The organism is Citrobacter sedlakii NBRC 105722 (assembly GCF_000759835.1).
Taxonomy (GTDB): domain Bacteria; phylum Pseudomonadota; class Gammaproteobacteria; order Enterobacterales; family Enterobacteriaceae; genus Citrobacter_A; species Citrobacter_A sedlakii.
This window is the reverse complement of record NZ_BBNB01000009.1, coordinates 176,699-201,041: the sequence shown is the minus strand read 5'-3', so window position 1 is coordinate 201,041 and position 24,343 is coordinate 176,699. Positions and strand designations below refer to the sequence as shown.

Here is a 24,343-nt window from a genome sequence, read left to right as displayed (position 1 = left end):
GCACGCCACCTTCGGGTGGCGTTGTTTTTTGCGAGGCGCTACGCATCATTATTTGTCATCCCATCACGCCATTTCTTTTCTCTCCGTTCCGCTTCACTGTGAAGAGGGAGAAATCCAGGGAGGATACTAACAACCATTTACGGACGCGGGCTCTCTGCGCCAAACAGCTCCGTCGCACAGGCATGGCTGGGGATGAGGTGGTCGACGTTGCGTTATTAAGACGCAGGCTATCGTGAAAGAGGGGAAGTTAGGCCGGTTAAGGCGCTTCATCAGGCATAAAAAAACCCTGATCCGCCGATGCCCGACGTTCAGGGTTTTTATCGCGTAACGAACTTATTTCTTCGCGGCGCGCTCGAAGGAAGCAACGATTTCCGCTTTAGCGGCTTCGGCGTTGTCCCAGCCGTCAACTTTCACCCATTTGCCTTTTTCGAGGTCTTTGTAGTGCTCGAAGAAGTGAGTGATCTGCGCTTTCAGCAGTTCCGGCAGGTCGTTCACGTCTTTAATGTGATCGTACTCTTTGCTCAGCTTGGTGTGCGGCACTGCAACCAGTTTCGCATCTTCACCGGATTCGTCGGTCATTTTCAGCACGCCAACCGGACGGCAGCGGATCACAGAGCCCGGCTGCAGCGGGTACGGCGTTGGGACCAGTACGTCAACCGGGTCACCGTCCAGAGACAGGGTGTGGTTGATGTAGCCGTAGTTGCACGGATAGAACATCGCGGTGGACATGAAGCGGTCAACGAACAGCGCGCCGCTCTCTTTGTCGACTTCGTATTTGATCGGATCTGCGTTAGCCGGGATCTCAATCACTACATAGATATCTTCCGGCAGCTCTTTACCCGCAGGTACGTTGAGTAAGCTCATGTCTGTTTCCTTTAACTGTGTCGTAAACAAGTGGCAAGTATTATAGCTATCTCGCGCCGAATGTCTTCGCCTGATTTTGTTTTTACCTCCCTCCCGCATGGCCTTTTTAGCGCGCTCGCATGACAGGAAAATCCATATCTTCAGCCGCTTTTTTCATAGGTAAATGAAAGCGATTACAAACTTGTGATTAACGTTCTATTTACTTTTTTGAAGTGTGATGTAACGCAATTCGTTACATATTCGATTGTCTATAGTTTTTTCGCGACTGTTTCTTAACCAACAAAAACTCACCCTACGAGGACACAGTTATGTGGAAGCGCTTACTTTTAGTCACAGCAGTTTCGGCAGCCATGTCGTCTATGGCGATGGCCGCCCCCTTAACCGTAGGATTTTCGCAGGTCGGCTCAGAGTCCGGCTGGCGCGCCGCCGAGACCAACGTGGCGAAAAGCGAGGCCGAAAAGCGGGGGATTACGCTGAAGATCGCCGACGGCCAGCAGAAGCAGGAAAACCAGATTAAAGCAGTGCGCTCGTTCGTGGCGCAAGGGGTTGACGCTATCTTCATTGCGCCGGTGGTTGCGACAGGGTGGGAACCGGTGCTGAAGGAAGCGAAGGACGCGGAAATTCCGGTCTTTCTGCTCGACCGCTCCATCGATGTCAAAGACAAATCTCTCTATATGACGACGGTGACCGCCGACAACGTCCTTGAAGGCAAACTGATAGGCGACTGGCTGATCAAAGAGGTGAACGGTAAGCCGTGTAACGTGGTTGAGTTGCAGGGAACAGTCGGCGCCAGCGTGGCTATCGACCGTAAGAAAGGCTTTGCAGAAGCCATCGCCAATGCGCCAAACATCAAAATTATCCGTTCCCAGTCTGGCGACTTTACCCGCAGTAAAGGTAAAGAGGTGATGGAAAGCTTTATCAAAGCGGAAAACAACGGCAAGAACATCTGCATGGTTTACGCCCACAACGATGATATGGCGATTGGCGCCATTCAGGCGATAAAAGAGGCGGGACTGAAGCCAGGGAAAGACATTCTCACCGGTTCCATCGACGGCGTGCCCGACATCTTCAAAGCGATGATTGACGGTGATGCCAACGCCAGCGTTGAACTGACGCCAAACATGGCGGGTCCGGCTTTCGACGCGCTCGAGAAGTTCAAGAAAGACGGCACGATGCCGGAAAAAGTGACCATCACCAAATCGACGCTTTATCTGCCGGATACCGCGAAAGAAGAGTTAGAGAAGAAGAAAAATATGGGCTACTGATTGTTTGACAAGGCCGGGTGGCGCGACGCTGACCCGGCCTACGGTAAAGCGGGTTCAGAATGTACCGGAGGAACCATGACCACTGCTCAACACCAGGCGATCCTCCGTACCGAGGGCTTGAGTAAATTCTTCCCTGGCGTCAAAGCGCTGGATAACGTCGACTTCACGCTACGGCGCGGCGAAATCATGGCGCTGCTGGGGGAAAACGGCGCGGGGAAATCGACGCTGATCAAAGCGCTGACCGGGGTATATCACGCCGATCGCGGTACGATATTTCTGGAAGGCCGTGCGATCTCACCCCGGAATACCGCCCATGCACAGCAATTGGGCATTGGTACGGTGTATCAGGAAGTTAACCTGCTGCCAAACATGTCGGTGGCGGATAATCTGTTTATTGGCCGTGAGCCCCGGCGTTTTGGCCTGTTGCGGCGCAAGGAGATGGAAGCACGCGCCTCGGCGCTAATGGCGTCTTACGGCTTCTCGCTCGACGTGCGCGAGCCGCTAAACCGCTTTTCAGTGGCAATGCAGCAGATCGTCGCCATTTGCCGGGCTATCGATCTCTCTGCAAAAGTGCTGATCCTCGACGAGCCGACCGCCAGCCTTGACACCCAGGAAGTGGAGATGTTGTTTGGTCTGATGCGCCGCTTGCGCGACAACGGCGTCAGCCTGATCTTCGTGACCCATTTCCTCGATCAGGTCTACGACGTGAGCGACAGGATCACCGTCTTACGTAACGGTAGCGTTGTTGGCTGTCGTGAAACGCGCGAGCTGCCGCAGATCGAACTGGTGAAAATGATGCTGGGACGCGAGCTGGAAACCAACGCGCTTCAGCGCGCGGGGCGCACCTTGCTGAGCGACAAACCGATCGCTGCGTTCAAAGGGTATGGCAGGAAAGGGACGATCGCCCCGTTCGATCTGGAAGTGCGCCCCGGTGAGATCGTCGGTCTGGCGGGGCTGTTAGGCTCCGGGCGGACGGAAACCGCGGAAGTGATCTTTGGCATCAAGCCGGCAGACAGCGGCAGCGCGCAGATCAAAGGCAAACCGCACGCTCTGCGATCGCCGCATCAGGCATCCTGCCTGGGGATCGGGTTTTGTCCGGAGGATCGGAAAACCGACGGTATCATTGCCGCCGCATCGGTACGGGAAAATATCATTCTGGCGCTCCAGGCTCAGCGCGGCTGGCTGAGGCCGATCCCGCGCAAGGAGCAAAACGACATTGCGGCGCGTTTCATTCGCCAGCTTGGTATACGCACGCCCAGCGCGGAACAGCCGATTGAGTTTCTTTCCGGCGGCAATCAGCAGAAGGTGCTGCTGTCGCGCTGGTTGCTGACCAAACCGCAGTTCCTGATCCTCGACGAACCCACCCGCGGGATTGACGTCGGCGCGCATGCCGAGATCATCCGGCTGATCGAAACCCTTTGCGCCGACGGTCTGGCGCTGCTGGTGATTTCTTCGGAGCTGGAGGAACTGGTCGGTTATGCGGATCGGGTCATCATTATGCGCGACCGAAAACAGGTGGCGGAGATCCCCCTGGCTGAACTCTCTGTTCCGGCGATCATGAACGCCATCGCGGCGTAAGGAGACTTTTGTGATGCCTCAATCTCTCCCGCAAAGCACCTCGCCAAAGCGACGCTTTCGCTGGCCGACCGGGACGCCGCAGCTGATAGCGCTCCTGCTGGTGCTGCTGGTGGACAGTCTGGTTGCGCCGCATTTTTACCAGATTGTCCTGCAGGATGGCCGTCTGTTCGGTAGCCCTGTCGATATTCTCAATCGCGCCGCGCCTGTGGCGCTGCTGGCGATCGGTATGACGCTGGTGATCGCTACCGGCGGCATCGATCTCTCTGTCGGCGCGGTGATGGCCATTGCGGGGGCCACCACCGCGGCCATGACCGTCGCCGGACACAGCCTGCCGGTGGTGTTGCTCGCCGCGCTTGGCTCGGGGATCCTAGCCGGATTATGGAACGGTGTCCTGGTGGCGATCCTGAAAATCCAGCCGTTTGTCGCCACCCTGATCCTGATGGTGGCCGGGCGCGGCGTCGCGCAGTTGATCACCTCCGGACAGATCGTCACCTTTAGCTCGCCTGCGCTCTCCTGGTTTGGCAGCGGATCCCTGCTGCTGTTTCCGACGCCGGTGATCGTGGCGTTGATCACTCTGCTGCTGTTCTGGTTGCTGACCCGTAAAACCGCACTCGGTATGTTTATTGAAGCGGTAGGCATTAACATTCGCGCGGCCAAAAACGCCGGCGTGAATACACGGATCATCGTCATGCTCACCTATGTGCTCAGCGGGCTGTGCGCGGCGATTGCCGGGATCATCGTTGCGGCGGATATACGCGGCGCCGACGCCAACAACGCCGGGCTATGGCTGGAGCTGGACGCCATTCTGGCGGTGGTTATCGGCGGCGGCTCGCTGATGGGCGGACGCTTCAACCTGTTTTTGTCGGTGGTGGGGGCGCTGATCATTCAGGGCATGAACACCGGCATTTTACTGTCCGGATTCCCGCCGGAAATGAATCAGGTCGTCAAAGCCGTCGTGGTGCTGTGCGTGCTGATTGTCCAGTCGCAGCGCTTTATCAGTTTGCTAAAAGGAGTGCGTGGTCGTGATAAAACGTAACCTACCGCTGATGATCACCCTCGGGGTTTTTGTGCTGGGCTATTTGTACTGCCTGACCCAGTTTCCCGGCTTCGCCTCCACGCGGGTGATCTGCAATATTCTCACTGACAACGCCTTTCTCGGCATCATCGCCGTAGGGATGACCTTTGTGATCCTCTCCGGCGGTATCGATCTTTCTGTCGGTTCGGTGATCGCCTTCACTGGCGTATTTCTGGCGAAAGCCATTGGTTATTGGGGCGTGTCGCCGTTGCTGGCGTTTCCACTGGTGCTGGCGATGGGCTGCGCCTTCGGCGCGTTTATGGGATTACTGATTGACGCGCTGAAGATCCCGGCGTTTATCATCACCCTTGCCGGGATGTTCTTTCTGCGCGGAGTCAGCTATCTGGTGTCTGAAGAGTCGATTCCGATTGACCATCCTGTTTACGATACCCTTTCCAGCCTGGCGTGGAAGATCCCCGGCGGCGGGCGTTTGAGCGCAATGGGTCTGCTGATGTTGGCGGTGGTGGTGACAGGCATTTTTCTGGCTCACCGCACGCGGTTTGGGAATCAGGTGTACGCCATTGGCGGCAACGCGACCTCGGCAAACCTGATGGGCATTTCAACGCGCAGCACCACCATTCGCATCTATATGCTGTCCACCGGGTTGGCGACGCTCGCCGGAATCGTTTTTTCTGTCTATACCCAGGCCGGTTACGCGCTGGCGGGCGTTGGCGTGGAGCTGGACGCGATCGCTTCGGTGGTCATTGGCGGCACGCTGCTGAGCGGCGGCGTCGGCACAGTGCTCGGTACGCTGTTTGGCGTGGCTATTCAGGGGCTGATTCAGACCTATATTAATTTCGACGGCACGCTCAGTTCGTGGTGGACGAAAATCGCCATCGGGATCCTGTTATTTATCTTCATCGCGTTACAGCGCGGCCTGACGGTGCTGTGGGAGAACCGGCAAAACGCGCCGGTACGCAGAATATCCCCCTCGGTCTTACCAAAGTGAAACGCAGGCATCGCGTAATCACCTAAACTTTTTCCGGTTGTTGTCGATAGTTTCTGTACAGACTTCAACCGGAAAATAACGATGCCAAAATCCCTCTCCCTACGACTTTCCCTGCTGGTTTTATTGTCGCTGATTACCCTGCTGTTGCTGCTGACGGGCAGTATGGGGATGTACGCCTCCACCCGAATCATCACTTCCTGGTTCTACTATGGGATCATGACCGGCGCGACGCTGACTGCCATTGCGCTGCTGATGGTGGTCTGGTTGCTGCTGCGTAACCAACTCCTGAAGCCGCTTGATAACGCGGTTGAGCAACTGGAGCGTCTGGCAACGGGGGATTTATCGTCTGTTGAAAGTCGTTATGCCAGCGCCGAGTTCAATCGTCTACAGTCGGCGCTTGCCGGGATGCGCGTGGCGCTGAGTGAATCCGTCAGGCGCGTCCGTGATGCCAGCGCGCAAATTGACACCGGCAGTCGTGAGCTGACCGCCGGCAATCTGCATCTCGCTTCGCGTACTGAATCGACGGCGACATCGCTGGAGCAAACTGCCGCCAGCATGGAAGAGCTTACCGCGACGGTGAAGCAGAATGCGGAAAACGCCGACCAGGCGCACCGGCTGGCAAAGTCTGTTTCTGACACCGCCGACCGCGGTAGCGAAATGGTCTGTTATGTCATTGAGAAAATGCGCGATATTTCCGGCAGTTCACACCGGATCGCCGATATTCTTGGCGTGATCGACGGCATTGCTTTCCAGACCAATATCCTGGCGTTGAACGCCTCCGTTGAAGCGGCGCGGGCCGGGGAGCAGGGGCGCGGTTTTGCCGTGGTGGCAGGCGAGGTGCGTAACCTGGCGAGCCGCAGCGCCGAGGCGGCGAAAGAGATCCGTATGCTTATCGGCGATTCTCAGGCGCAGGTGAACGAAGGCAGCGATCTGGCCATGCAGGCGGGCGAAACGATGGATGAGATCGCCAGCGAAGTGATGCGCATGACGACGCTAATGCGGGAAATCGCCAGCGCGTCACAGGAGCAGAGCCGCGGCATTGAGCAGGTTAATATCGCGGTTAGCCAGATGGATGAAACCGCGCAGCAAAACGCGGCGTTGGTGCAGCAGTCCTCTGCGGCCACCCGCTCGCTGGAAGCGCAGTCTCAGGCCTTAATCGACGCGATGGCGACCTTTAAACTGCAGACGGCGTAACGGCAAAACGCAGGTCGGATAGCGGTTTCGCCTTATCCGGCCTGCGCATGCCGTCTGTCATCTTTATGCGTCCGGGTACTCACGAATAAAGCGCTCAACGTCGTCAACCATATGATCGTTACCGACGAAGAACGAACGACGCTGGTGCAGGCTTTCCGGAATGATATCCAGAATACGCTCTTTCCCGTCGCTGGCTTTACCGCCCGCCTGCTCGGCGAGGAACGCCATCGGGTTGCACTCATACAGCAGGCGCAACTTCCCTTCCGGATGGCTGGCGGTGCTTGGGTAGAGGTAGATCCCGCCTTTCAGCAGGTTGCGGTGGAAGTCCGCCACCAGTGAGCCAATGTAGCGCGAGGTGTAAGGACGATTGGTCGGCTTATCTTCTTCCTGACAGAATTTGATGTACTTCTTAACACCATTCGGAAACTTGATGTAATTGCCTTCGTTGATGGAGTAAGTTTTGCCTTTCTGCGGGAAGCGCATGCGTTCCTGGCTCAGACAGAACACGCCCAGCGACGGATCGTAAGTAAAGGCATGTACGCCGCAGCCGGTGGTGTACACCAGCATGGTGGAAGAACCGTACACCACGTAGCCTGCGGCAACCTGCTTGTTGCCTGGCTGCAGGAAGTCTTCTTCCGTCACCGGCGTACCAACCGGGGTCACGCGACGATAAATAGAGAAAATGGTTCCGACAGAGACGTTAACATCGATGTTGGACGAGCCATCCAGAGGGTCCATCAGTACGACATACTTCGCGTGTTCACAGCCTTCAAAAACGACGATTTCGTCTTCTTCTTCAGAGGCGATGCCCGCGACAATATCGCGCGCCTTGAGTGCAGCTTTCAGTTTCTCGTTCGCGAACAGATCGAGTTTCTGCTGAACCTCGCCCTGCACGTTCTCAGCACCGCTGGCACCCAGGATATCGACCAGACCGGCCTTGTTGATATCGCGGTGGATGATCTTGGCGCCCAGCTTTATTGCCGACAGCAAAGCAGTGAGCTCACCGGTAGCATGAGAGAACTCGTGCTGCTTTTCGACAATAAATTCACCTAACGTTTTCATAACACTTTCCCTGCAATTGATATGGAGTAAAGCGACCGTAACAATCTTAACAAATATTTCAGGGGCTGCGCTCAGGTGAATCGCGCCAGCAAAGTACGGATTATCCTGAAATGCGTTTCTCACTTGCCTGACATATGCGTAAAATGGCCCGCAGATTAAAAAAGGATAGTGACGTATGCGCATTCATATTTTGGGAATTTGTGGCACCTTCATGGGCGGCCTGGCGATGCTGGCGCGCTCACTTGGTCATGAAGTAACAGGTTCGGACGCCAATGTGTATCCGCCGATGAGCACGTTACTTGAAAATCAAGGTATTGATCTGATTCAGGGTTATGACGCCAGTCAGCTCGACCCACAGCCTGATCTGGTGATCATTGGCAACGCCATGACGCGTGGGAACCCGTGCGTTGAAGCGGTGCTGGAAAAAAACATCCCGTACATGTCCGGCCCGCAGTGGCTGCATGATTTTGTCCTGCGCGACCGCTGGGTGCTGGCCGTGGCGGGCACACACGGTAAAACCACCACTGCTGGCATGGCGACCTGGATCTTGGAAGCCTGTGGCTACAAGCCTGGCTTTGTGATTGGCGGCGTTCCGGGCAACTTCGAGGTCTCAGCGCGTCTGGGCGAAAGCGATTTCTTCGTGATTGAAGCCGACGAATACGACTGCGCCTTTTTCGACAAGCGCTCCAAGTTTGTTCATTACTGCCCGCGCACGCTAATCCTCAATAACCTGGAGTTCGATCACGCGGATATTTTTGACGATCTGAAAGCGATCCAGAAACAGTTCCACCACCTGGTGCGCATCGTACCGGGCCAGGGACGGATTATCTGGCCGGAACACGATATTAACCTCAAGCAGACGCTGGTGATGGGCTGCTGGAGCGAGCAGGAGCTGGTGGGCGAGCAGGGCCACTGGCAGGCGAAGAAGCTGAACGTCGATGCCTCTGAGTGGGAAGTGTGGCTGGATGGTGAAAAAGTGGGCGAAGTGAAGTGGTCGCTGGTGGGCGAGCACAACATGCACAACGGCCTGATGGCGATTGCCGCTGCGCGTCATGTCGGCGTTCAGCCTGCGGATGCCGCAACGGCGCTGGGGTCGTTTATTAACGCCCGCCGTCGTCTGGAACTGCGTGGCGAAGCGAACGGTGTGACCGTCTATGATGATTTTGCCCATCACCCGACCGCGATCCTGGCGACCCTTGCCGCGCTGCGCGGCAAAGTGGGCGGCACCGCGCGCATTATCGCCGTGCTGGAACCGCGTTCCAATACCATGAAAATGGGACTGTGCAAGGACGATCTGGCGCCGTCATTAGGCCGCGCCGATGAGGTGTATCTGCTACAGCCGCCGCATATTCCGTGGCAGGTGGCTGAAGTGGCGGAGGCCTGCGTACAGCCTGCGCACTGGAGCGGAGACGTTGACGCGCTGGCGGAGATGGTCGTGAAAACCGCGCAGCCGGGCGATCACATTCTGGTGATGAGCAACGGCGGGTTTGGCGGTATCCACCAGAAGTTGCTGGATGGGCTGGCGAAGAAAGCGGCAGCCACAGAGTAAAACAGTACCCGGTGGCGCTGGCGCCTACCGGGCCTGGACAATGCGCAATCTCGATAGCCGGACAAGGCGCACGCGCCGCTATCCGGCAGATTGCCACACGCTATTACGCGTCGTTTTCCGCCAGTTCGCGCAGATACTGGAAGATTTGGCGCGCGGATTTCGGCGGTTTATTTCCTTCTTTCTCTTTCTTCGCGTTGCGGATCAGCGATCGTAATTGCTGACGGTCGGCATTGGGCCACAGGTTCAGGACTTCCGCGACCGCGTCATCCCCTTCGACGATCAAACGATCGCGCAGGTTTTCGAGCTTGTGGAACAGCACCACCTGCTGGTTGTGGCGGTTTTTCAGCTTGTCCAGCGCCTGACGAATTGGCTCCACGTCACGGCTTCGCAGCATTTTACCAATCAACTGCAACTGGCGGCGACGACCTTCCATCTTGATACGCTGAGCCAGCTCAATGGCGGCCCGCAGATCCGCATCCAGCGGGATCTTATCCAGCGCGTTTTTCCCCAGATCCACAATTTCTGCGCCCAGGCGTTTTAACTCCTCGGCATCGCGTTTAATTTCACTTTTGCTGACCCAGATAATTTCATCTTCTTCGTCTTCGATGTCATCACCGGGAACGTCGTCGAGCCAGTCTTCGGGCTGCTTTGTCATCTCAGGCTCCTTAAAAAAAGAGGCTAATGTTAACAGTTAAGATGCGCACTGAAAAACGGTTCTCTGTTAGACTTCAGAGAAACTCTCTCTACAGTATGGCATTTGCGATGAAAGTAATCTCACAAGTTGAAGCGCAGCGTAAGATTCTGGAAGAAGCGGTCTCGACAGCGCTGTCATTAGCGTCAGGCAAATCCGACGGCGCGGAAGTCGCCGTCAGCAAAACCACCGGCATTAGCGTGAGCACACGTTACGGTGAAGTGGAGAATGTTGAATTCAACAGCGATGGCGCGTTGGGGATTACCGTTTATCACCAGAACCGTAAAGGCAGCGCGTCATCCACCGACCTCAGTCCGCAAGCGATTGCCCGTACCGTACAGGCGGCGCTGGACATTGCGCGCTACACCTCGCCGGATCCGTGCGCAGGCGTGGCGGATAAAGAGCTGCTGGCCTTCGATGCGCCGGATCTCGATCTGTTCCATCCGGCGGACGTGTCCCCGGACGAAGCTATTGAGATGGCAGCGCGCGCCGAGCAGGCGTCCTTACAGGCGGACAAGCGCATCACCAACACCGAGGGCGGCAGCTTTAACAGCCACTATGGCATTAAAGTGTTCGGGAACAGCCACGGTATGCTGCAGGGCTATTGCTCTACCCGTCATTCGCTGTCCAGTTGCGTGATCGCCGAAGAGAACGGCGATATGGAGCGTGACTACGCCTACACGATTGGCCGCGCGTTGGGCGACCTGCAAACGCCGGAGTGGGTTGGGGCCGAGTGCGCGCGTCGTACGCTGTCCCGCCTGGCGCCGCGTAAACTTTCGACCATGAAAGCGCCGGTGATTTTCGCTAATGAAGTGGCGACCGGACTGTTCGGCCACCTGGTTGGCGCGATTGCCGGCGGCTCGGTGTACCGTAAATCCACCTTCCTGTTGGATTCGCTGGGTAAACAAATTCTTCCCGACTGGCTGACAATTGAAGAACATCCGCACCTGCGTAAAGGGTTGGCGTCGTCACCGTTCGACAGCGAAGGCGTGCGCACGGAACGCCGTGACATCGTCAAAGACGGCATTCTGACCCAATGGCTGTTGACCAACTATTCCGCGCGCAAGCTGGGACTGAAAAGCACCGGCCATGCGGGCGGCATTCACAACTGGCGTATTGCCGGACAAGGGCTGAGCTTTGAGCAGATGCTGAAAGAGATGGGCACCGGGTTGGTGGTGACAGAACTGATGGGCCAGGGGGTAAGCGGCATCACCGGTGATTACTCGCGCGGCGCGGCCGGCTTCTGGGTGGAGAACGGCGAAATCCAGTATCCGGTAAGTGAAATCACCATCGCCGGGAATTTAAAAGAGATGTGGCGCAATATCGTGACTGTCGGTAACGATATCGAAACCCGCAGCAATATTCAGTGCGGCTCCGTCCTGCTGCCGGAAATGAAGATTGCCGGACAATAATCCGCCTCAGGCGGCAAACGCGCGACAGGCCGGATAAGACGCTTTGCGGCGTCATCCGGCATTGCTTCGCACCCATAAGTAAACGTAATACCCATCACACTTCTCAACTTATTCCATCAATAGCATTGTTCGTTTTCCTCCTTTCGTTTCCGCTTCATTTCTCGATACAAATCACACTTTTCCAGCGATAAATCAGCAAAACCGCTTTTTCTGTGGAACAGATCACTATCGCCACTCACCTTTCCACTTCGAAGTGGAAAACAACTCGCTACAAACTTTTTACCTCCGCCGTTAGTTTTAACCCAGAGCCATTAACGGGGTAAGACGAGTGAATAACGGAGCAGTAATGAACGACATGGGGGAACAGGTGGCGCAGACGGCGGCACTGGCCGATCGCATGCTGGCGCAGGTGTACGCATTACTGCGTGAACATCACATCATTCCCAACGCCGTACAGGAACAAATGCTGACGTCTCATGTTCGCGCCATGGCGCACCGGTCAGTGACCGGCGAGCCTTTGCCGGAAGTGGAAGCCAGTTTATTTGATGAAATATCCGCCGAATCAATGGCGCTTGCCCGCGACGTGGTGGCGGCGTTTGGCAATCTTCCCGAGGAAGAAGCCTGGCTGCTGTCGGTCCACTTCGAAGTCGCGAAAGACAATCTTTAAGGAGCAAATAATGGAACAAATTACCGTTGTGATTGGCGATCGTCTGGGAAAAGGCCAGAAAGTGGCGGCAGGCGTCGAGAAAGCGGGCGGCCGTGCGGTAGTGGTGCCGGGCGTGGCGGCGGATATGAAGCTGGGGGACGTTATGAAAGCGGAAAATGCCACCTTCGGCATCTCTTTCTGCGGCAGCGGCGGCGCAGGTGCGATCACCGCACAAAACAAACATGGCTATAAAGCCAAATACGGGATGCGCTCAGTGGATGAAGGCGTAACGGCGATTAACGAAGGCTGCAACGTGCTGGGTTTCGGCTTTATGGATAAAGAAGAGCTTGGCGAACGTCTGGTGCAGGCCTGGCAGAAAAAGTACGGCGCCTGAGTATGAAAGAACAATTCACCACCACGGTGAGAGTCTCCGGGAAAGGCGAAGCCAAAGCGCGCGCCTTTGCCGATGCCCTGAACCACGTTCAGGCTGCGGTCATGAAGGCATCGCCGCATATTTTACTGCGTATTGAGCCACAGGATGTGCAGGTTGTTCAGGCGCGTGAATCGGTACGAAAAGAAGCGTTTCTGTTCTTCTTTTTGCGCCGCGAAAGGCGGACGTACAGCGTGGAGCTGGACGTGACCGTCAACGTGACAGCCATCAATCTGGACAAGGTGGATTTTGTCTCGCAACGCTGATTCTTGTTAAAAAGGCATAACTATGTTCCTGATAATTTTAATAAAATCGCTCATCATCGGCGGCCTGGTCGGCGTAGGTGTGGGTGCCGGGGCTGCACGCATGTTTCATGCGCCTACCACACAGGGGATGGGCGCATTTCGTACGTTGGGGGAACTGAACTCCTGCGAAGGGGATCCGGCTTCTCACTTCTCCTTCGGCCTGGGCTTCTTCTTCAACGCCTGGGCGTCCTCCGTGGCGGCGGGGGCGTTCACTCAGGACGTCGATCACCGCATCATACCGAACTGGGGCGCGGCGGCGTTGATGCTCAAAAACCGCAACGTGGGTGAAACGCTGCACGATCCGAAAAAGATGGCGATTGCCTGCGGCATCATCGGCATGATCGTGGTGACCTTCCTGAACCTCACCGCCTCCTCGGTGCCGGAAGCCTTGCAGGTCACCGCTGTGAAAGTGCTGGTGCCTGCGGCAAACCTGCTGGTCAACACCGTGATGCCGGTGATCTTCTGGTTGGCGGCGATCGACGCCGGTAAGAAATCCGGTTTCTGGGCGACCGTTTTCGGCGGCGCGGCGCAGCTGATTATGGGGAACGCCGTTCCGGGGCTGGTGCTTGGTATTCTGATCGGCAAGGGCGTCGAAGAGAGCGGCTGGAACCACGTCACCAAAGTCATGATGGCCGCCATTGTGCTGCTGTTTGTCCTGAGCGGCTTCTTCCGCGGCTTCGATATGAAGCTGATCGAATCCTTCCACATGACCGTGCCGAACTGGCTCGAACTGATCCACAACTCGCTTAGCGGCAAATAACGGAGGCCACAATGGAACAGAATAAAGGTTTTTGGTTTGCCGACTGGTCGTTTCCGATCTTCGTTGGCCTGCTCTCTTCCGGCGTGTTTGCCGGGACGCACATGTACTACCTGTACGGTATCGGCGCGTTTAACGAAGTGGCTTTTGTGGCGATGCTGAAGGCGGGGATGGATACCGGCTCCTACGGCGCGGTTGCGGCGTTTGGCGCCAGCTTCCTGTTCGCCCGCATTATTGAAGGTTCGCTGGTGGGGATTCTGGATATCGGCGGGGCCATTCAGACTGGCGTTGGCCTGGGCGTTCCGGCGCTGCTGCTCGGCGCTGGCATTATTTTCCCGGTCGAGAACTTTATCGCCTCTCTGGTAACCGGTCTGGCGATTGGCCTGGCGATTGGTTACGTCATCATTCTGGCGCGTAAATTCACCATCAACCAGAGCGATTCGACCTATGGGGCGGACGTCATGATGGGGGCCGGTAACGCCTCTGGCCGTTTCCTGGGACCGTTGATTATTCTGAGCGCGATGACCGCCTCTATTCCGATTGGCGTGGGGTCGCTGCTGGGCGCGCTGTTGTTCTATATCTGGCAAAAACCGATCACCGGCGGCGCGATCCTCGGCGCCATGATTTTAGGCTCCATCTTCCCGATCGCGATCAGCTGATGACCGCCTCCAGGCCGGATAAGGCAGTGACGCCGCTATCCGGCACATCATCCCGGCGGGCGTAGAATCGCCCGCGCAAACAGGAGAGTGACATGTTTGATTTACTCCTGCGCCGTGCACGTCTGGTCGACGACACGGTATGCGATATCGCGATAAAGGACGGCAAAATTGCCGCGCTGGGCGAGATAAACGATCCGGCGGTGAAAACCGTCGACTTACGCGGCGAATGCTACGCCAGCGCCGGGTGGATTGACTCTCACGTTCACTGCTATCCGAAATCCCCCATTTATTATGACGAGCCAGACAGCGTCGGCATTGCAACCGGCGTGACCACCGTCGTGGATGCAGGCAGTACCGGTGCTGACGATATTGATGATTTCTACACCCTTACCCGCGACGCGGCGACGGAGGTGTATGCGCTGCTTAATATCTCCCGCGTCGGGCTGATTGCGCAAAATGAACTGGCGAACATGGCGAATATTGACGCCGACGCGGTAAAGCAGGCGGTGAAGCGTCACCCGGACTTTATCGTCGGCCTGAAAGCGCGCATGAGCAGCAGTGTGGTCGGTGAAAACGGCATCACCCCGCTGGCGCGCGCAAAGGCCATTCAGAAAGAGAACGGCGAACTGCCGCTGATGGTGCATATCGGCAATAACCCCCCGAATCTGGATGACATTGCCGGGCTACTGAGTGCCGGCGACATCATCACCCATTGCTACAACGGCAAACCTAACCGCATTCTGACGCCGGAAGGGGCGTTGCGCGCCTCGGTCACCCGGGCGATTCAGCGCGGCGTGCGGCTTGATGTCGGTCACGGTACCGCCAGCCTGAGCTTTGCGGTGGCGAAGCGCGCCATCAGCTTAGGCATTCTGCCGCACACCATCAGTTCGGACATTTATTGCCGCAACCGCATCAGCGGTCCGGTGCATTCACTTGCCAACGTGATGTCGAAATTTCTTGCTATCGGCATGTCGCTGCCGCAGGTCATCGACTGTGTGACCGTTAACGCCGCCGAAGGGCTGCGTCTGAAAAATAAAGGTCGCCTCCTGCCGGGCCTGGACGCCGATCTCACCCTCTTTACGCTTCAACGCCAGCCCACCGTGCTGGTGGATGCTGAAAACGACAGCTTACAGGCTGACATGCTGTTAGTGCCGCTTGCCGCGATTCGCGCGGGCAAGGGCTATATGACCGAACAAGGGAGCGCGGAACATGCCTTCAATTTTTGAGAAATACAATCTAAAACAAGTCATTAATACTTCGGGCCGCATGACGGCGCTGGGCGTTTCCACGCCGCGCCCGGAAGTTGTAGACGCGGCGATGGCCGGGATGAATCAGTACTTTGAAATGAAGGATCTGGTGAATAAAACCGGCGAGTACATTGCGAAACTGCTGGAGGTGGAAGGCGCGACGGTGGTCTCCTGCGCGTCAGCGGGCATTGCCCAGTCGGTGGCTGCTGTTCTGGTGCAGGACAGCGACTGGTTGCTGGAAAACCTCCACGTTACGCCAATAGAAAAGAACGAAATCGTGCTGCCGAAAGGCCATAACGTCAATTTCGGCGCGCCGGTCGGCACAATGGTGGCCCTCGGCGGCGGTAAGCTGGTGGAGGCTGGCTATGCCAACGAATGCTCCGCAGCCCAACTGGCGGCGGCGATTACGCCGCGTACTGCGGCCATCCTCTATATCAAGTCCCACCACTGCGTACAGAAAAGTATGCTCAGCGTCGAGCAGGCGGTGGTGGTGGCGCGCAAACACAATCTGCCGCTGATCGTCGATGCCGCAGCGGAAGAAGATTTGCAGTGCTACTACCGCGCCGGCGCTTCTCTGGTGATCTATAGCGGCGCGAAGGCCATTGAGGGTCCGACCAGCGGTCTGGTGATAGGCAAAACCCAGTATGTGGAATGGGTGAAACGTCAGACGGCGGGCATTGGCCGGGCGATGAAGGTCGGTAAAGAGGGCATCCTCGGCCTGACCTGCGCCATTGAGCTTTACCTGAACGCGCAAAAAGAGAGCGGGGCGGAAATGGTGGAAAAAATGACGCCGTTTATCGACACGCTGAACACCCTGAACGGCGTAAGCGCCCGCGTGGTGTGGGACAGCGCCGGACGCGACATTGCGCGCGCTGAGATTAAATTCGATGAAGCGGTGACCGGCATCGCGACCGGCGAACTGGTAGAGGCGCTCAAACAGGGCGAATACGCCATTTATTTCCGCGGGTACAAAGCCAACGAAGGGATTATTGAAGCAGATGTGCGCAGCGTAGACCGCGCGCAACTGGAGATTGTGGCGCGCCGTATTGGCGAGGTGATTAACCAGGAGAAAACAGCATGAAACTGACCCCTAATTTTTACCGCGATCGCGTTTGCCTGAACGTGTTGGCAGGCTCGAAGGATAACGCCCGGGAGATCTACGCGGCGGCGGAAGGACATGTGCTGGTCGGCGTGCTCTCTAAACATTACCCGGATGTCGACAGCGCCGTGGCTGATATGCGCGAATATGCCCAACTGATCGATAACGCGCTGTCGGTAGGGCTTGGCGCGGGCGACCCGAACCAGTCGGCGATGGTGAGTGAGATCTCGCGTCAGGTGCAGCCGCAGCATGTCAATCAGGTTTTCACCGGCGTTGGGACCAGCCGCGCGCTGCTGGGGCAGGGCGAAACGGTGGTGAATGGACTGGTGTCGCCTACCGGCACGCCGGGAAAGGTGAAGATTTCTACCGGGCCGCTAAGCAGCCGCGCCGCTGACGGCATAGTTCCGGTCGAAACGGCCATTGCCCTGCTCAAGGATATGGGCGGCAGTTCCATCAAATACTTCCCGATGGGCGGCCTGAAATGCCGCGATGAATTTAAAGCGGTAGCGGAAGCCTGTGCGCGTTATGACTTCTGGCTGGAGCCGACGGGCGGTATAGATCTCGATAACTATGCCGAGATTTTGCAGATTGCGCTGGACGCGGGTGTGAGCAAAATCATTCCTCACATTTATAGTTCAATTATTGATAAGGTGAGCGGTAATACCCGTCCGGACGATGTGCGCCAGTTGCTGGCGCTCACCCGGACGTGCTTAGGCTAAAAAAACGAGGAGAGTGACGTGCGATTCCCCAACCAACGTTTAGCGCAACTGTTTGCGATGTTGCAAAACGAGACGCTGCCGCAGGATGAGCTGGCGCAGCGGTTGTCGGTCTCCACGCGTACTGTTCGTGCCGATATCACGGCGCTTAACGCTCTGCTGACCCAGCACGGCGCGCAGTTTATCCTCAGCCGGGGAAACGGTTATCAGCTCAGGATCGATGACCCGGCCAGTTTTCAGACCTTACAGGCGCAGCAGCCCAGCGCGCTACGCATTCCGCGCACCAGCCAGGAACGCGTGTATCATCTGATGGTGCGCTTTCTGACTTCCGCCTTTTCCATCAAGCTGGAAGATTTAGCTGATGAATGGTTTGTCAGTCGGGCGACCTTGCAAAACGACATGGCGGACGTGCGTGAATGGCTGCAGCGTTACCATTTGACGCTGGAAACCCGCCCGCGTCATGGCATGAAGCTGTTTGGCAGCGAGATGGCGATCCGCGCCTGTCTGACCGATCTGTTATGGACGCTGGTACAGCAGGATCCGGCGAATCCGCTGGTGATGGAAGAGGCGCTGTACGCAGGCGTGCCGTCGCAGTTGCAGCCTGTCCTTGAGGATATTTTTAACCGTTTTCACATTCGCCTGACCGACGAAGGCGAGCTGTTTCTACGCCTTTACTGTGCGGTGGCGGTGCGCCGCATCAGCGAAGGCTATCCGCTGTCGGAATTTGCCACCGAAGAAGTGGAAGAAAATGTCTGCCTGGCGGCGCGTGAGATTGCCGGTGTGATCCAGCATCTGGCGAATCACCCGCTTTCGGTGTCGGAAGAAAACTGGCTAAAGGTGCATATTGCCGCCCGCCAGGTGCAGGAGATTGCGCCGAGCGCGATCAACGCCGACGACGAAGAAGCGCTGGTGAATTACATCCTGCGTTTTATCAATAACCAGTACAACTACAACTTGTTGAATGACAAGCAATTACATGCGGATCTGCTGACCCATATCAAAACGATGATCACCCGGGTGCGCTACCAGATCATGCTGCCGAATCCGCTGCTGGAAAACATCAAACAGCATTATCCAATGGCGTGGGACATGACGCTGGCGGCCGTCTCCAGTTGGGGGAAATACACGCCCTATAGCATCAGCGAAAATGAGATCGGTTTTTTGGTGCTGCATATTGGCGTAGGGCTTGAACGTAGTTACAACATTGGTTACCAGCGGCAGCCGAAGGTTCTGCTGGTCTGCGATGCGGGTAACGCGATGGTGCGGATGATTGAAGCGGTACTGGCGCGCAAGTATCCGCAGATTGAAATTGTTCGTACGCTGACGCTGCGCGACTACGAGCAGCGCGAAAGCATCGCCGAGGATTTTGTGATTGCCACCGCGCGGGTCGGTGAAAAAGACAAACCGGTCGTGCAGATTGCGCCGTTTCCCACCGACTATCAACTGGAGCAGATCGGCAAGCTGGTGTTGGTCGACCGTACCCGTCCGTGGATGTTGAACAAATACTTCGACGCCGCCCATTTCCGCATTATTGACGGTGAGATGGAAAGGCAGACGCTGTTTAAAACGCTGTGCGATCAGTTACACCGTGAAGGCTTTGTCGATGCCGAATTTCTTGATTCGGTGGTCGAGCGTGAAGCCATTGTCAGTACTATGCTCGGCGACAGCATCGCGCTGCCCCACGCCCTCGGATTGCTGGCGAAAAAAACGGTGGTCTATACGGTGCTGGCGCCGCAGGGTATTGCCTGGGGAGATGAAACCGCGCACGTCATCTTTTTACTCGCCATCAGCAAAAGTGAATATGAAGAAGCGATGGCGATCTACGATATTTTCGTGACCTTCCTGCGCGAGCGCGCCATGACGCGCCTGTGCGCCTGCCAGAATTTCGCCGACTTTAAAGCGGTGGCGATGGAGTGCGTGAGCCGTTTTTGAGAGCCGTTTGTCCGCTGTTTCAGTATGTTGCGCAAATAAACAAGCCTGTTAACGCAGGTGATGCACAACCTGATTGCTGCTGCCGCGCCAGATAAGCGCCGGGTCTTTCAGATCCTGCACAAATTTGCCATCAACCAGCACGTTAATCAGATCCACTACCTGCATTTGCGCGGCGTTGAGCTCATCGAGCTTGTAGCCGGTCCACACCCAGATATCTTTTCCCGGACATTCAGCACGAATGCGCTGCACCAGTTTCAGGATATCCGGTACGTTTTGAGGATGCAGCGGATCGCCGCCGGAAAGCGAAATTCCCTGACGGTGAATACGCGTGTCGTTCAGATCGTTAACGATCTGGTCTTCCATCTCTTTGGTAAACGGTTTACCGGAATTCAGCCGCCAGGTGCTTTTGTTGTAGCAGCCGGGGCACTCGTGCACACAACCTGAAACAAACAATGTGCAACGGGTACCGGGGCCGTTGACGATGTCGACAGGGTAGTACTGGTGATAATTCATCTTCACTTCTCAATTGACGCCATTACTGCGTTGGCCGCGCTCGCTCACCCGGGTCACTTACGACTGTAAGCTCCCCGGGATTCACTGACTTTCCGCCTTGTCCTGACGCCAGTTGCTTTGCGAAAAGCGTCGCTCTGCCGGGCAATAATACTGCCTGCTTAACCGATCTGCCCGTTACCTAAATGCTTAACGCGGCGCTTCACTTCTTCCTGCTTACCGGCGTTAAACGGACGTGCGTCCGGACTGCCCAGGTAGCCGCAGACGCGGCGGGTGACGGAGACGCGGGCGGCGTCGTGGTTACCGCATTTCGGGCAGGTAAAGCCTTTGCTGGTACACTCGAACTCACCGGTAAAGCCGCATTCATAGCACTCGTCGATCGGCGTGTTGGTACCGTAGTACGGCACGTGCTGATAGCTGTAATCCCACACGTCTTCCAGCGCTTTCAGGTTGTGCTGAATGTTCGGGTACTCGCCATAGCAAATGAAGCCACCGCTCGCCAGCGGCGGGTAAGGCGCTTCGAAGTCGATCTTGTCGTACGGGTTCACCTTCTTCTCCACGTCGAGGTGGAAGCTGTTGGTGTAATAGCCTTTATCGGTTACGCCCGGCACCACGCCAAACTCGGCGGTATCCAGACGGCAGAAGCGGTCGCAGAGGTTTTCACTCGGCGTGCTGTACAGGCTAAAGCCGTAGCCGGTTTCGTCTTTCCACTGATCCACCGCCTGGCGCAGACGTTCGACAATCGCGATGCCTTTGGCGCGCAGTGTGTCGTTGTCGTACATGTGCTCGCTGCCGAACAGGGCGTTGATGGTTTCATGAATACCGATATACCCCAGCGAAATCGACGCGCGACCGTTTTTGAAGATCTCTGCGACATCGTCGTCGGCTTTCAGACGCACACCACAGGCGCCTTCCATATACAGAATGGGCGCCACGCGCGCTTTCACGCCTTCCAGACGGGCGATACGGGTCATCAGCGCTTTTCGCGCCAGCACCAGGCGGTCATCCAGCAGTTTCCAGAACGTCGCTTCGTCGCCTTTCGCTTCCAGCGCGATACGCGGCAGGTTCAGGCTGATTACGCCCAGGTTGTTGCGCCCATCGTGTACCTGTTCGCCGTTCTCGTTTTCCCAGACGCCGAGGAAGCTGCGGCAGCCCATCGGCGTTTTGAACGAACCGGTCACTTTCACGACCTGATCGTAATTCAGGATATCCGGGTACATGCGCTTACTCGCGCACTCCAGCGCCAACTGCTTAATGTCGTAGTTCGGATCGCCAAACTTGTGGTTCAGGCCGTCGCGAATGGCAAACACCAGTTTCGGGAACACGGCAGTCTTGCGGTTTTTGCCGAGACCCGCGATGCGGTTGCGCAGAATCGACTGCTGAATCAGTCGCGATTCCCAACTGGTGCCCAGCCCAAAGCCAAAGGTCACGAACGGTGTCTGACCGTTAGCGGTGTGCAGCGTGTTTACTTCGTATTCCAGAGACTGGAATGCGTCGTAGCACTCTTTTTCGGTACGCGAATGCGCGTAGCCGTCGGCATCCGGAATCTGCCACTCATCGGCAGTTTTACGGTGCTTATTGAAGCTGGCGGTGACAAACGGCGCCAGCACTTCATCAATACGGTTAATGGTCGTGCCGCCGTAAATATGGCTGGCGACCTGAGCGATAATTTGCGCGGTCACCGCCGTGGCGGTGGAGATGGACTTCGGCGGTTCAATCTCCGCGTTCCCCATTTTGAAGCCCTGAGTCAGCATGCCTTTCAGGTCGATCAGCATACAGTTGAACATCGGGAAGAACGGCGAGTAGTCCAGATCGTGGTAGTGGATATCACCCCGCTCGTGCGCCTGCACGACATCTCGCGGCAGCAGGTGCTGACGGGCGTAGTGTTTCGCCACGATACCGGCCAGCAGATCGCGCTGGGTCGGGATCACTTTGCTGTCTTTGTTGGCGTTTTCGTTAAGCAGCGCGGAGTTGGTTTGCTCCACCAGGCCGCGAATTTCCTGGTTCAGGCGGCCGCGCTTCTCGCGCTGGATATCGCGATCGTGGCGATACTCAATGTAGGCGCGCGCCAGCTGCTTATACGGACCGGACATCAGCTGGTTTTCAACCGCGGTCTGGATCTCATTGATATCGACCTGGCTACGTCCATTCATCTGGCTGCTAACGACTTCTGCGACGGTGGCGCAGTAATCTGCGTCATCGACTCCCGCTGCTTTAGCTGCACGCAGAATGGCTTCTTTGATGCGCTCTGATTTAAACGGCACTTTACAGCCATCTCGTTTCATCACATGCGGTGTCATGATCACTCCATATTTATAAGAACAGGTTATCCACAGAGGCTGGGGAAGCCGTGTTGGGCTTATTCATCTCTTTATCCAATGACTTCCCGCAATCCAGACCCATGTTATCCACAATTTTGCCCTCAGGCGGTGTTTTGTCGTTGTAGCAATTGTAGTCGATTAATACAACATATTGGGTCGGCGTGCATTTTAAATTCTATATGTAGTGATTTGCATCAAAAGTGTTTGAACTTTTCTTGATGTAGCGCAAAGTAAAAACCAGAGCGTACAGATGACGGGCACTACGCGGTTTGTAAATTATTGCGAGAAAAATCTGATTAATTATTCAACGATAACAGGAAGGTAAGGCGGGAGGCACATTCAGCCCGGGAATCCTTTCGCCGGGCAGGACAGAGGTATGGATTTACTTCCGCAACCACCAGACTGCTTCATACGGGCGTAGCGTCATGGTTGTCGGCTGCGGCGAGACTTCCTCGTAGTTATGCATCAGGCATTGCCACTTACCGTGCCAGCGTTCTGGCTGCCAGGGCTGGCATTCACCGCTCAGGTTGGCGATCACCAACAGCGTCTGGCCCTGCCATTCACGACGATAGCACCAGAGATGCGGGCTGTCGGGCAGCAGATCCTGATAGTCGCCCCAGGTCAATACTGGCTCTGCTTTACGCAGCGCGATCAGCCGCTGGTAGGTGTAGAACACAGAATTCGGATCGCCCACTGCCGCCGCCACGTTGATGTCGGCGTAATTATCGCAGGGCGCAATCCACGGTTCGCCGGTGGTAAACCCGGCATTTGGGCTATCGTCCCACTGCATCGGCGTGCGGCTGTTGTCGCGGGATTTACTCGCCAGGATCGCCAATAACTCATCCGCTTCGCGCCCTTGCGCGCGCAGCGCTGCAAACATATTGTGACTTTCCACATCGCGGTAGTCGGTGATCTGCGAGAAGTGCGGATTGGTCATGCCGATCTCCTCGCCCTGGTAAATGTACGGCGTGCCCTGCATGCCGTGCAGTACCATCGCGAGCATTTTCGCCGCCGGAACGCGGTATTCGCCTTCATCGCCAAAACGCGAAACGATGCGCGGCTGATCGTGGTTACACCAGAACAGCGCGTTCCATGCCACGTTGTGCATTCCCTGCTGCCAGTGGCGGAACAGGGCTTTTAGCGCCACCATGTCCGGCTTCGCCAGCGTCCATTTTTCGCCGCCGGGATAATCCACCTTCAGATGATGAAAGTTAAAGGTCATCGACAGTTCGCTGCCGCTGAGTGACGCGTAGCGCTGGCAGTGTTCCAGGGTGGTGGAGGACATCTCGCCGACGGTCATCAGACCGCGCGGGGTGAACACGTCGCGGTTCATCTCATGCAGAAATTCATGGGCGCGCGGACCGTCGGTGTAGAAACGTCGACCGTCTCCGTCCAGGTCGTCAGGAAAACGCGGGTCTTTGGAGATCAGGTTAACGACGTCCAGACGCAGGCCGTCTACGCCGCGATCCGCCCAGAACTCGCACACCTTTTTCAGTTCGGCGCGCACCACCGGGTTCTCCCAGTTCAGGTCCGCCTGTTCCGGCGCGAACAGGTGCAGGTAATACTGTTCACTTTGCGCGTGCCAGCGCCAGGCGTTGCCGCCAAATTTGGAGCGCCAGTTATTCGGAGTCGCGTCAGGCGAGCCGTCGCGCCAGAGATAAAATTCGCGATACGGACTGTTTTTGTCCTGTGCGGCGTTAAACCACGGGTGCTGGGTGGAAGTATGGTTAAACACCATATCGAGGATGATACGGATGCCGCGCGCTTTGGCCTGGGCCACCAGTTCGTCGAAATCGTCAAGCGTGCCATAGGCCGGATCGATGGCGGTGTAGTTGGCAACGTCGTAACCATTATCTACCTGTGGGGAGATATAGAACGGCGTCAGCCAGAGGGCATCCACGCCCAGCTTTTGCAGGTAGTCGAGACGTCGGGTCACGCCGCGCAAATCGCCGGTGCCGCTTCCGGTGGTATCCTGAAAACTCTTTGGATAGATCTGGTAGATCACGCCGTTTTGCCACCAATGGGGAAGGGTAGTCATAGCAAATTCCTGGTTATGCGAGGGGGCGCAACTGCGCCCCAAAT

The 24,343-nt window shown here is 56.6% G+C and carries 22 protein-coding genes; 16 read left to right on the top strand and 6 right to left on the bottom strand.

What is annotated here, in order from left to right:
• Positions 1-333: 333 nt before the first annotated feature.
• Positions 334-864: an inorganic diphosphatase gene (gene ppa, locus CSE01S_RS13755; RefSeq protein ID WP_042289473.1), complete on the bottom strand. Its 531-nt coding sequence runs from the start codon at positions 862-864 to the stop codon at positions 334-336.
• Positions 865-1,172: 308 nt separating this feature from the next.
• Here ppa and ytfQ point away from each other — a divergent pair, with 308 nt between their 5' ends.
• The 5 genes from ytfQ to CSE01S_RS13730 all read left to right on the top strand — a co-directional run bounded on the left by ytfQ (position 1,173) and on the right by CSE01S_RS13730 (position 6,925).
• Positions 1,173-2,129 carry a galactofuranose ABC transporter substrate-binding protein YtfQ gene (gene ytfQ / locus CSE01S_RS13750; protein ID WP_042289469.1) on the top strand — a complete coding sequence of 319 codons (957 nt, stop codon included), beginning with the start codon at positions 1,173-1,175 and terminating at the stop codon, positions 2,127-2,129.
• Positions 2,130-2,204: 75 nt separating this feature from the next.
• Positions 2,205-3,707, top strand: a complete 1,503-nt coding sequence (gene ytfR, locus CSE01S_RS13745) for a galactofuranose ABC transporter, ATP-binding protein YtfR (protein WP_042289762.1) — start codon at positions 2,205-2,207, stop codon at positions 3,705-3,707.
• A gap of 13 nt (positions 3,708-3,720) precedes the next feature.
• Positions 3,721-4,743 (top strand): galactofuranose ABC transporter, ATP-binding protein YtfT, encoded by a 1,023-nt coding sequence (gene ytfT / locus CSE01S_RS13740; protein ID WP_042289468.1) that lies wholly within the window; start codon positions 3,721-3,723, stop codon positions 4,741-4,743.
• Positions 4,730-5,731, top strand: coding sequence for a galactofuranose ABC transporter, permease protein YjfF (gene yjfF / locus CSE01S_RS13735; RefSeq protein ID WP_042289465.1), 1,002 nt, complete (start codon positions 4,730-4,732; stop codon positions 5,729-5,731). Before ytfT ends, yjfF begins: the two co-directional genes overlap by 14 nt.
• An 81-nt stretch (positions 5,732-5,812) precedes the next feature.
• A complete protein-coding gene (locus CSE01S_RS13730; RefSeq protein WP_084589017.1) occupies positions 5,813-6,925 on the top strand; it encodes a methyl-accepting chemotaxis protein in 1,113 nt (370 codons plus the stop codon).
• 63 nt (positions 6,926-6,988) lie between these two features.
• Here CSE01S_RS13730 and fbp read toward each other — a convergent pair whose 3' ends face one another.
• Positions 6,989-7,987 (bottom strand): class 1 fructose-bisphosphatase, encoded by a 999-nt coding sequence (gene fbp, locus CSE01S_RS13725; RefSeq protein ID WP_042289463.1) that lies wholly within the window; start codon positions 7,985-7,987, stop codon positions 6,989-6,991.
• 175 nt (positions 7,988-8,162) lie between these two features.
• On the opposite strand from fbp, the gene mpl reads away from it, so the two are divergent.
• Positions 8,163-9,536 carry a UDP-N-acetylmuramate:L-alanyl-gamma-D-glutamyl-meso-diaminopimelate ligase gene (gene mpl, locus CSE01S_RS13720; protein ID WP_042289460.1) on the top strand — a complete coding sequence of 458 codons (1,374 nt, stop codon included), beginning with the start codon at positions 8,163-8,165 and terminating at the stop codon, positions 9,534-9,536.
• A 103-nt stretch (positions 9,537-9,639) separates the two neighbouring features.
• On the opposite strand, the gene yjgA is transcribed toward mpl, so the two are convergent.
• Positions 9,640-10,191, bottom strand: a complete 552-nt coding sequence (gene yjgA, locus CSE01S_RS13715) for a ribosome biogenesis factor YjgA (RefSeq protein ID WP_042289458.1) — start codon at positions 10,189-10,191, stop codon at positions 9,640-9,642.
• Positions 10,192-10,286: 95 nt separating this feature from the next.
• Between yjgA and pmbA the strand changes: the two genes are divergently transcribed.
• The 10 genes from pmbA to CSE01S_RS13665 all read left to right on the top strand — a co-directional run bounded on the left by pmbA (position 10,287) and on the right by CSE01S_RS13665 (position 19,430).
• Positions 10,287-11,639 (top strand): metalloprotease PmbA, encoded by a 1,353-nt coding sequence (pmbA, locus tag CSE01S_RS13710; RefSeq protein ID WP_042289456.1) that lies wholly within the window; start codon positions 10,287-10,289, stop codon positions 11,637-11,639.
• 328 nt (positions 11,640-11,967) lie between these two features.
• Positions 11,968-12,306 (top strand): glycine dehydrogenase, encoded by a 339-nt coding sequence (locus CSE01S_RS13705; protein WP_060570912.1) that lies wholly within the window; start codon positions 11,968-11,970, stop codon positions 12,304-12,306.
• 10 nt (positions 12,307-12,316) lie between these two features.
• Positions 12,317-12,679 (top strand): SFCGS family glycine-rich protein, encoded by a 363-nt coding sequence (locus CSE01S_RS13700; RefSeq protein ID WP_000435389.1) that lies wholly within the window; start codon positions 12,317-12,319, stop codon positions 12,677-12,679.
• Positions 12,680-12,681: 2 nt separating this feature from the next.
• Positions 12,682-12,981 carry a DUF4312 family protein gene (locus tag CSE01S_RS13695; protein WP_042289449.1) on the top strand — a complete coding sequence of 100 codons (300 nt, stop codon included), beginning with the start codon at positions 12,682-12,684 and terminating at the stop codon, positions 12,979-12,981.
• A gap of 22 nt (positions 12,982-13,003) precedes the next feature.
• Positions 13,004-13,780, top strand: coding sequence for a DUF4311 domain-containing protein (locus tag CSE01S_RS13690; RefSeq protein ID WP_042289446.1), 777 nt, complete (start codon positions 13,004-13,006; stop codon positions 13,778-13,780).
• 11 nt (positions 13,781-13,791) lie between these two features.
• Complete coding sequence (locus tag CSE01S_RS13685; protein WP_042289444.1) at positions 13,792-14,436, top strand: DUF4310 family protein; 645 nt, start codon at positions 13,792-13,794, stop codon at positions 14,434-14,436.
• Between the two features lie 92 nt (positions 14,437-14,528).
• Entirely contained in the window at positions 14,529-15,662 is a 1,134-nt protein-coding gene (locus tag CSE01S_RS13680) for an amidohydrolase/deacetylase family metallohydrolase (RefSeq protein WP_042289442.1), read from the top strand.
• On the top strand, positions 15,646-16,764 hold the full coding sequence (locus tag CSE01S_RS13675) for a DgaE family pyridoxal phosphate-dependent ammonia lyase (RefSeq protein ID WP_042289439.1): 1,119 nt from the start codon (positions 15,646-15,648) through the stop codon (positions 16,762-16,764). Before CSE01S_RS13680 ends, CSE01S_RS13675 begins: the two co-directional genes overlap by 17 nt.
• Positions 16,761-17,501, top strand: a complete 741-nt coding sequence (gene dagF, locus CSE01S_RS13670) for a 2-dehydro-3-deoxy-phosphogluconate aldolase (protein WP_042289437.1) — start codon at positions 16,761-16,763, stop codon at positions 17,499-17,501. Before CSE01S_RS13675 ends, dagF begins: the two co-directional genes overlap by 4 nt.
• 18 nt (positions 17,502-17,519) lie before the next feature.
• Entirely contained in the window at positions 17,520-19,430 is a 1,911-nt protein-coding gene (locus tag CSE01S_RS13665; protein WP_042289435.1) for a BglG family transcription antiterminator, read from the top strand.
• A gap of 48 nt (positions 19,431-19,478) precedes the next feature.
• Here CSE01S_RS13665 and nrdG read toward each other — a convergent pair whose 3' ends face one another.
• The 3 genes from nrdG to treC all read right to left on the bottom strand — a co-directional run bounded on the left by nrdG (position 19,479) and on the right by treC (position 24,299).
• Positions 19,479-19,943 (bottom strand): anaerobic ribonucleoside-triphosphate reductase-activating protein, encoded by a 465-nt coding sequence (gene nrdG / locus CSE01S_RS13660; RefSeq protein ID WP_042289432.1) that lies wholly within the window; start codon positions 19,941-19,943, stop codon positions 19,479-19,481.
• Between the two features lie 158 nt (positions 19,944-20,101).
• On the bottom strand, positions 20,102-22,240 hold the full coding sequence (gene nrdD / locus CSE01S_RS13655; RefSeq protein WP_042289430.1) for an anaerobic ribonucleoside-triphosphate reductase: 2,139 nt from the start codon (positions 22,238-22,240) through the stop codon (positions 20,102-20,104).
• 403 nt (positions 22,241-22,643) lie between these two features.
• Positions 22,644-24,299, bottom strand: coding sequence for an alpha,alpha-phosphotrehalase (gene treC / locus CSE01S_RS13650; protein ID WP_042289428.1), 1,656 nt, complete (start codon positions 24,297-24,299; stop codon positions 22,644-22,646).
• Positions 24,300-24,343 lie beyond the last annotated feature (44 nt).

Coding starts and splice junctions, on each gene's coding strand:
- yjgA (WP_042289458.1), bottom strand. CDS start 10,191: ATGACAAAGCAGCCCGAAGACTGGCTCGACGACGTTCCCGGTGATGAC.
- ytfT (WP_042289468.1), top strand. CDS start 3,721: ATGCCTCAATCTCTCCCGCAAAGCACCTCGCCAAAGCGACGCTTTCGC.
- treC (WP_042289428.1), bottom strand. CDS start 24,299: ATGACTACCCTTCCCCATTGGTGGCAAAACGGCGTGATCTACCAGATC.
- pmbA (WP_042289456.1), top strand. CDS start 10,287: ATGGCATTTGCGATGAAAGTAATCTCACAAGTTGAAGCGCAGCGTAAG.
- CSE01S_RS13680 (WP_042289442.1), top strand. CDS start 14,529: ATGTTTGATTTACTCCTGCGCCGTGCACGTCTGGTCGACGACACGGTA.
- ppa (WP_042289473.1), bottom strand. CDS start 864: ATGAGCTTACTCAACGTACCTGCGGGTAAAGAGCTGCCGGAAGATATC.
- CSE01S_RS13675 (WP_042289439.1), top strand. CDS start 15,646: ATGCCTTCAATTTTTGAGAAATACAATCTAAAACAAGTCATTAATACT.
- CSE01S_RS13695 (WP_042289449.1), top strand. CDS start 12,682: ATGAAAGAACAATTCACCACCACGGTGAGAGTCTCCGGGAAAGGCGAA.
- ytfQ (WP_042289469.1), top strand. CDS start 1,173: ATGTGGAAGCGCTTACTTTTAGTCACAGCAGTTTCGGCAGCCATGTCG.
- CSE01S_RS13730 (WP_084589017.1), top strand. CDS start 5,813: ATGCCAAAATCCCTCTCCCTACGACTTTCCCTGCTGGTTTTATTGTCG.
- mpl (WP_042289460.1), top strand. CDS start 8,163: ATGCGCATTCATATTTTGGGAATTTGTGGCACCTTCATGGGCGGCCTG.
- dagF (WP_042289437.1), top strand. CDS start 16,761: ATGAAACTGACCCCTAATTTTTACCGCGATCGCGTTTGCCTGAACGTG.
- ytfR (WP_042289762.1), top strand. CDS start 2,205: ATGACCACTGCTCAACACCAGGCGATCCTCCGTACCGAGGGCTTGAGT.
- CSE01S_RS13690 (WP_042289446.1), top strand. CDS start 13,004: ATGTTCCTGATAATTTTAATAAAATCGCTCATCATCGGCGGCCTGGTC.
- nrdG (WP_042289432.1), bottom strand. CDS start 19,943: ATGAATTATCACCAGTACTACCCTGTCGACATCGTCAACGGCCCCGGT.
- CSE01S_RS13685 (WP_042289444.1), top strand. CDS start 13,792: ATGGAACAGAATAAAGGTTTTTGGTTTGCCGACTGGTCGTTTCCGATC.
- nrdD (WP_042289430.1), bottom strand. CDS start 22,240: ATGACACCGCATGTGATGAAACGAGATGGCTGTAAAGTGCCGTTTAAA.
- CSE01S_RS13700 (WP_000435389.1), top strand. CDS start 12,317: ATGGAACAAATTACCGTTGTGATTGGCGATCGTCTGGGAAAAGGCCAG.
- fbp (WP_042289463.1), bottom strand. CDS start 7,987: ATGAAAACGTTAGGTGAATTTATTGTCGAAAAGCAGCACGAGTTCTCT.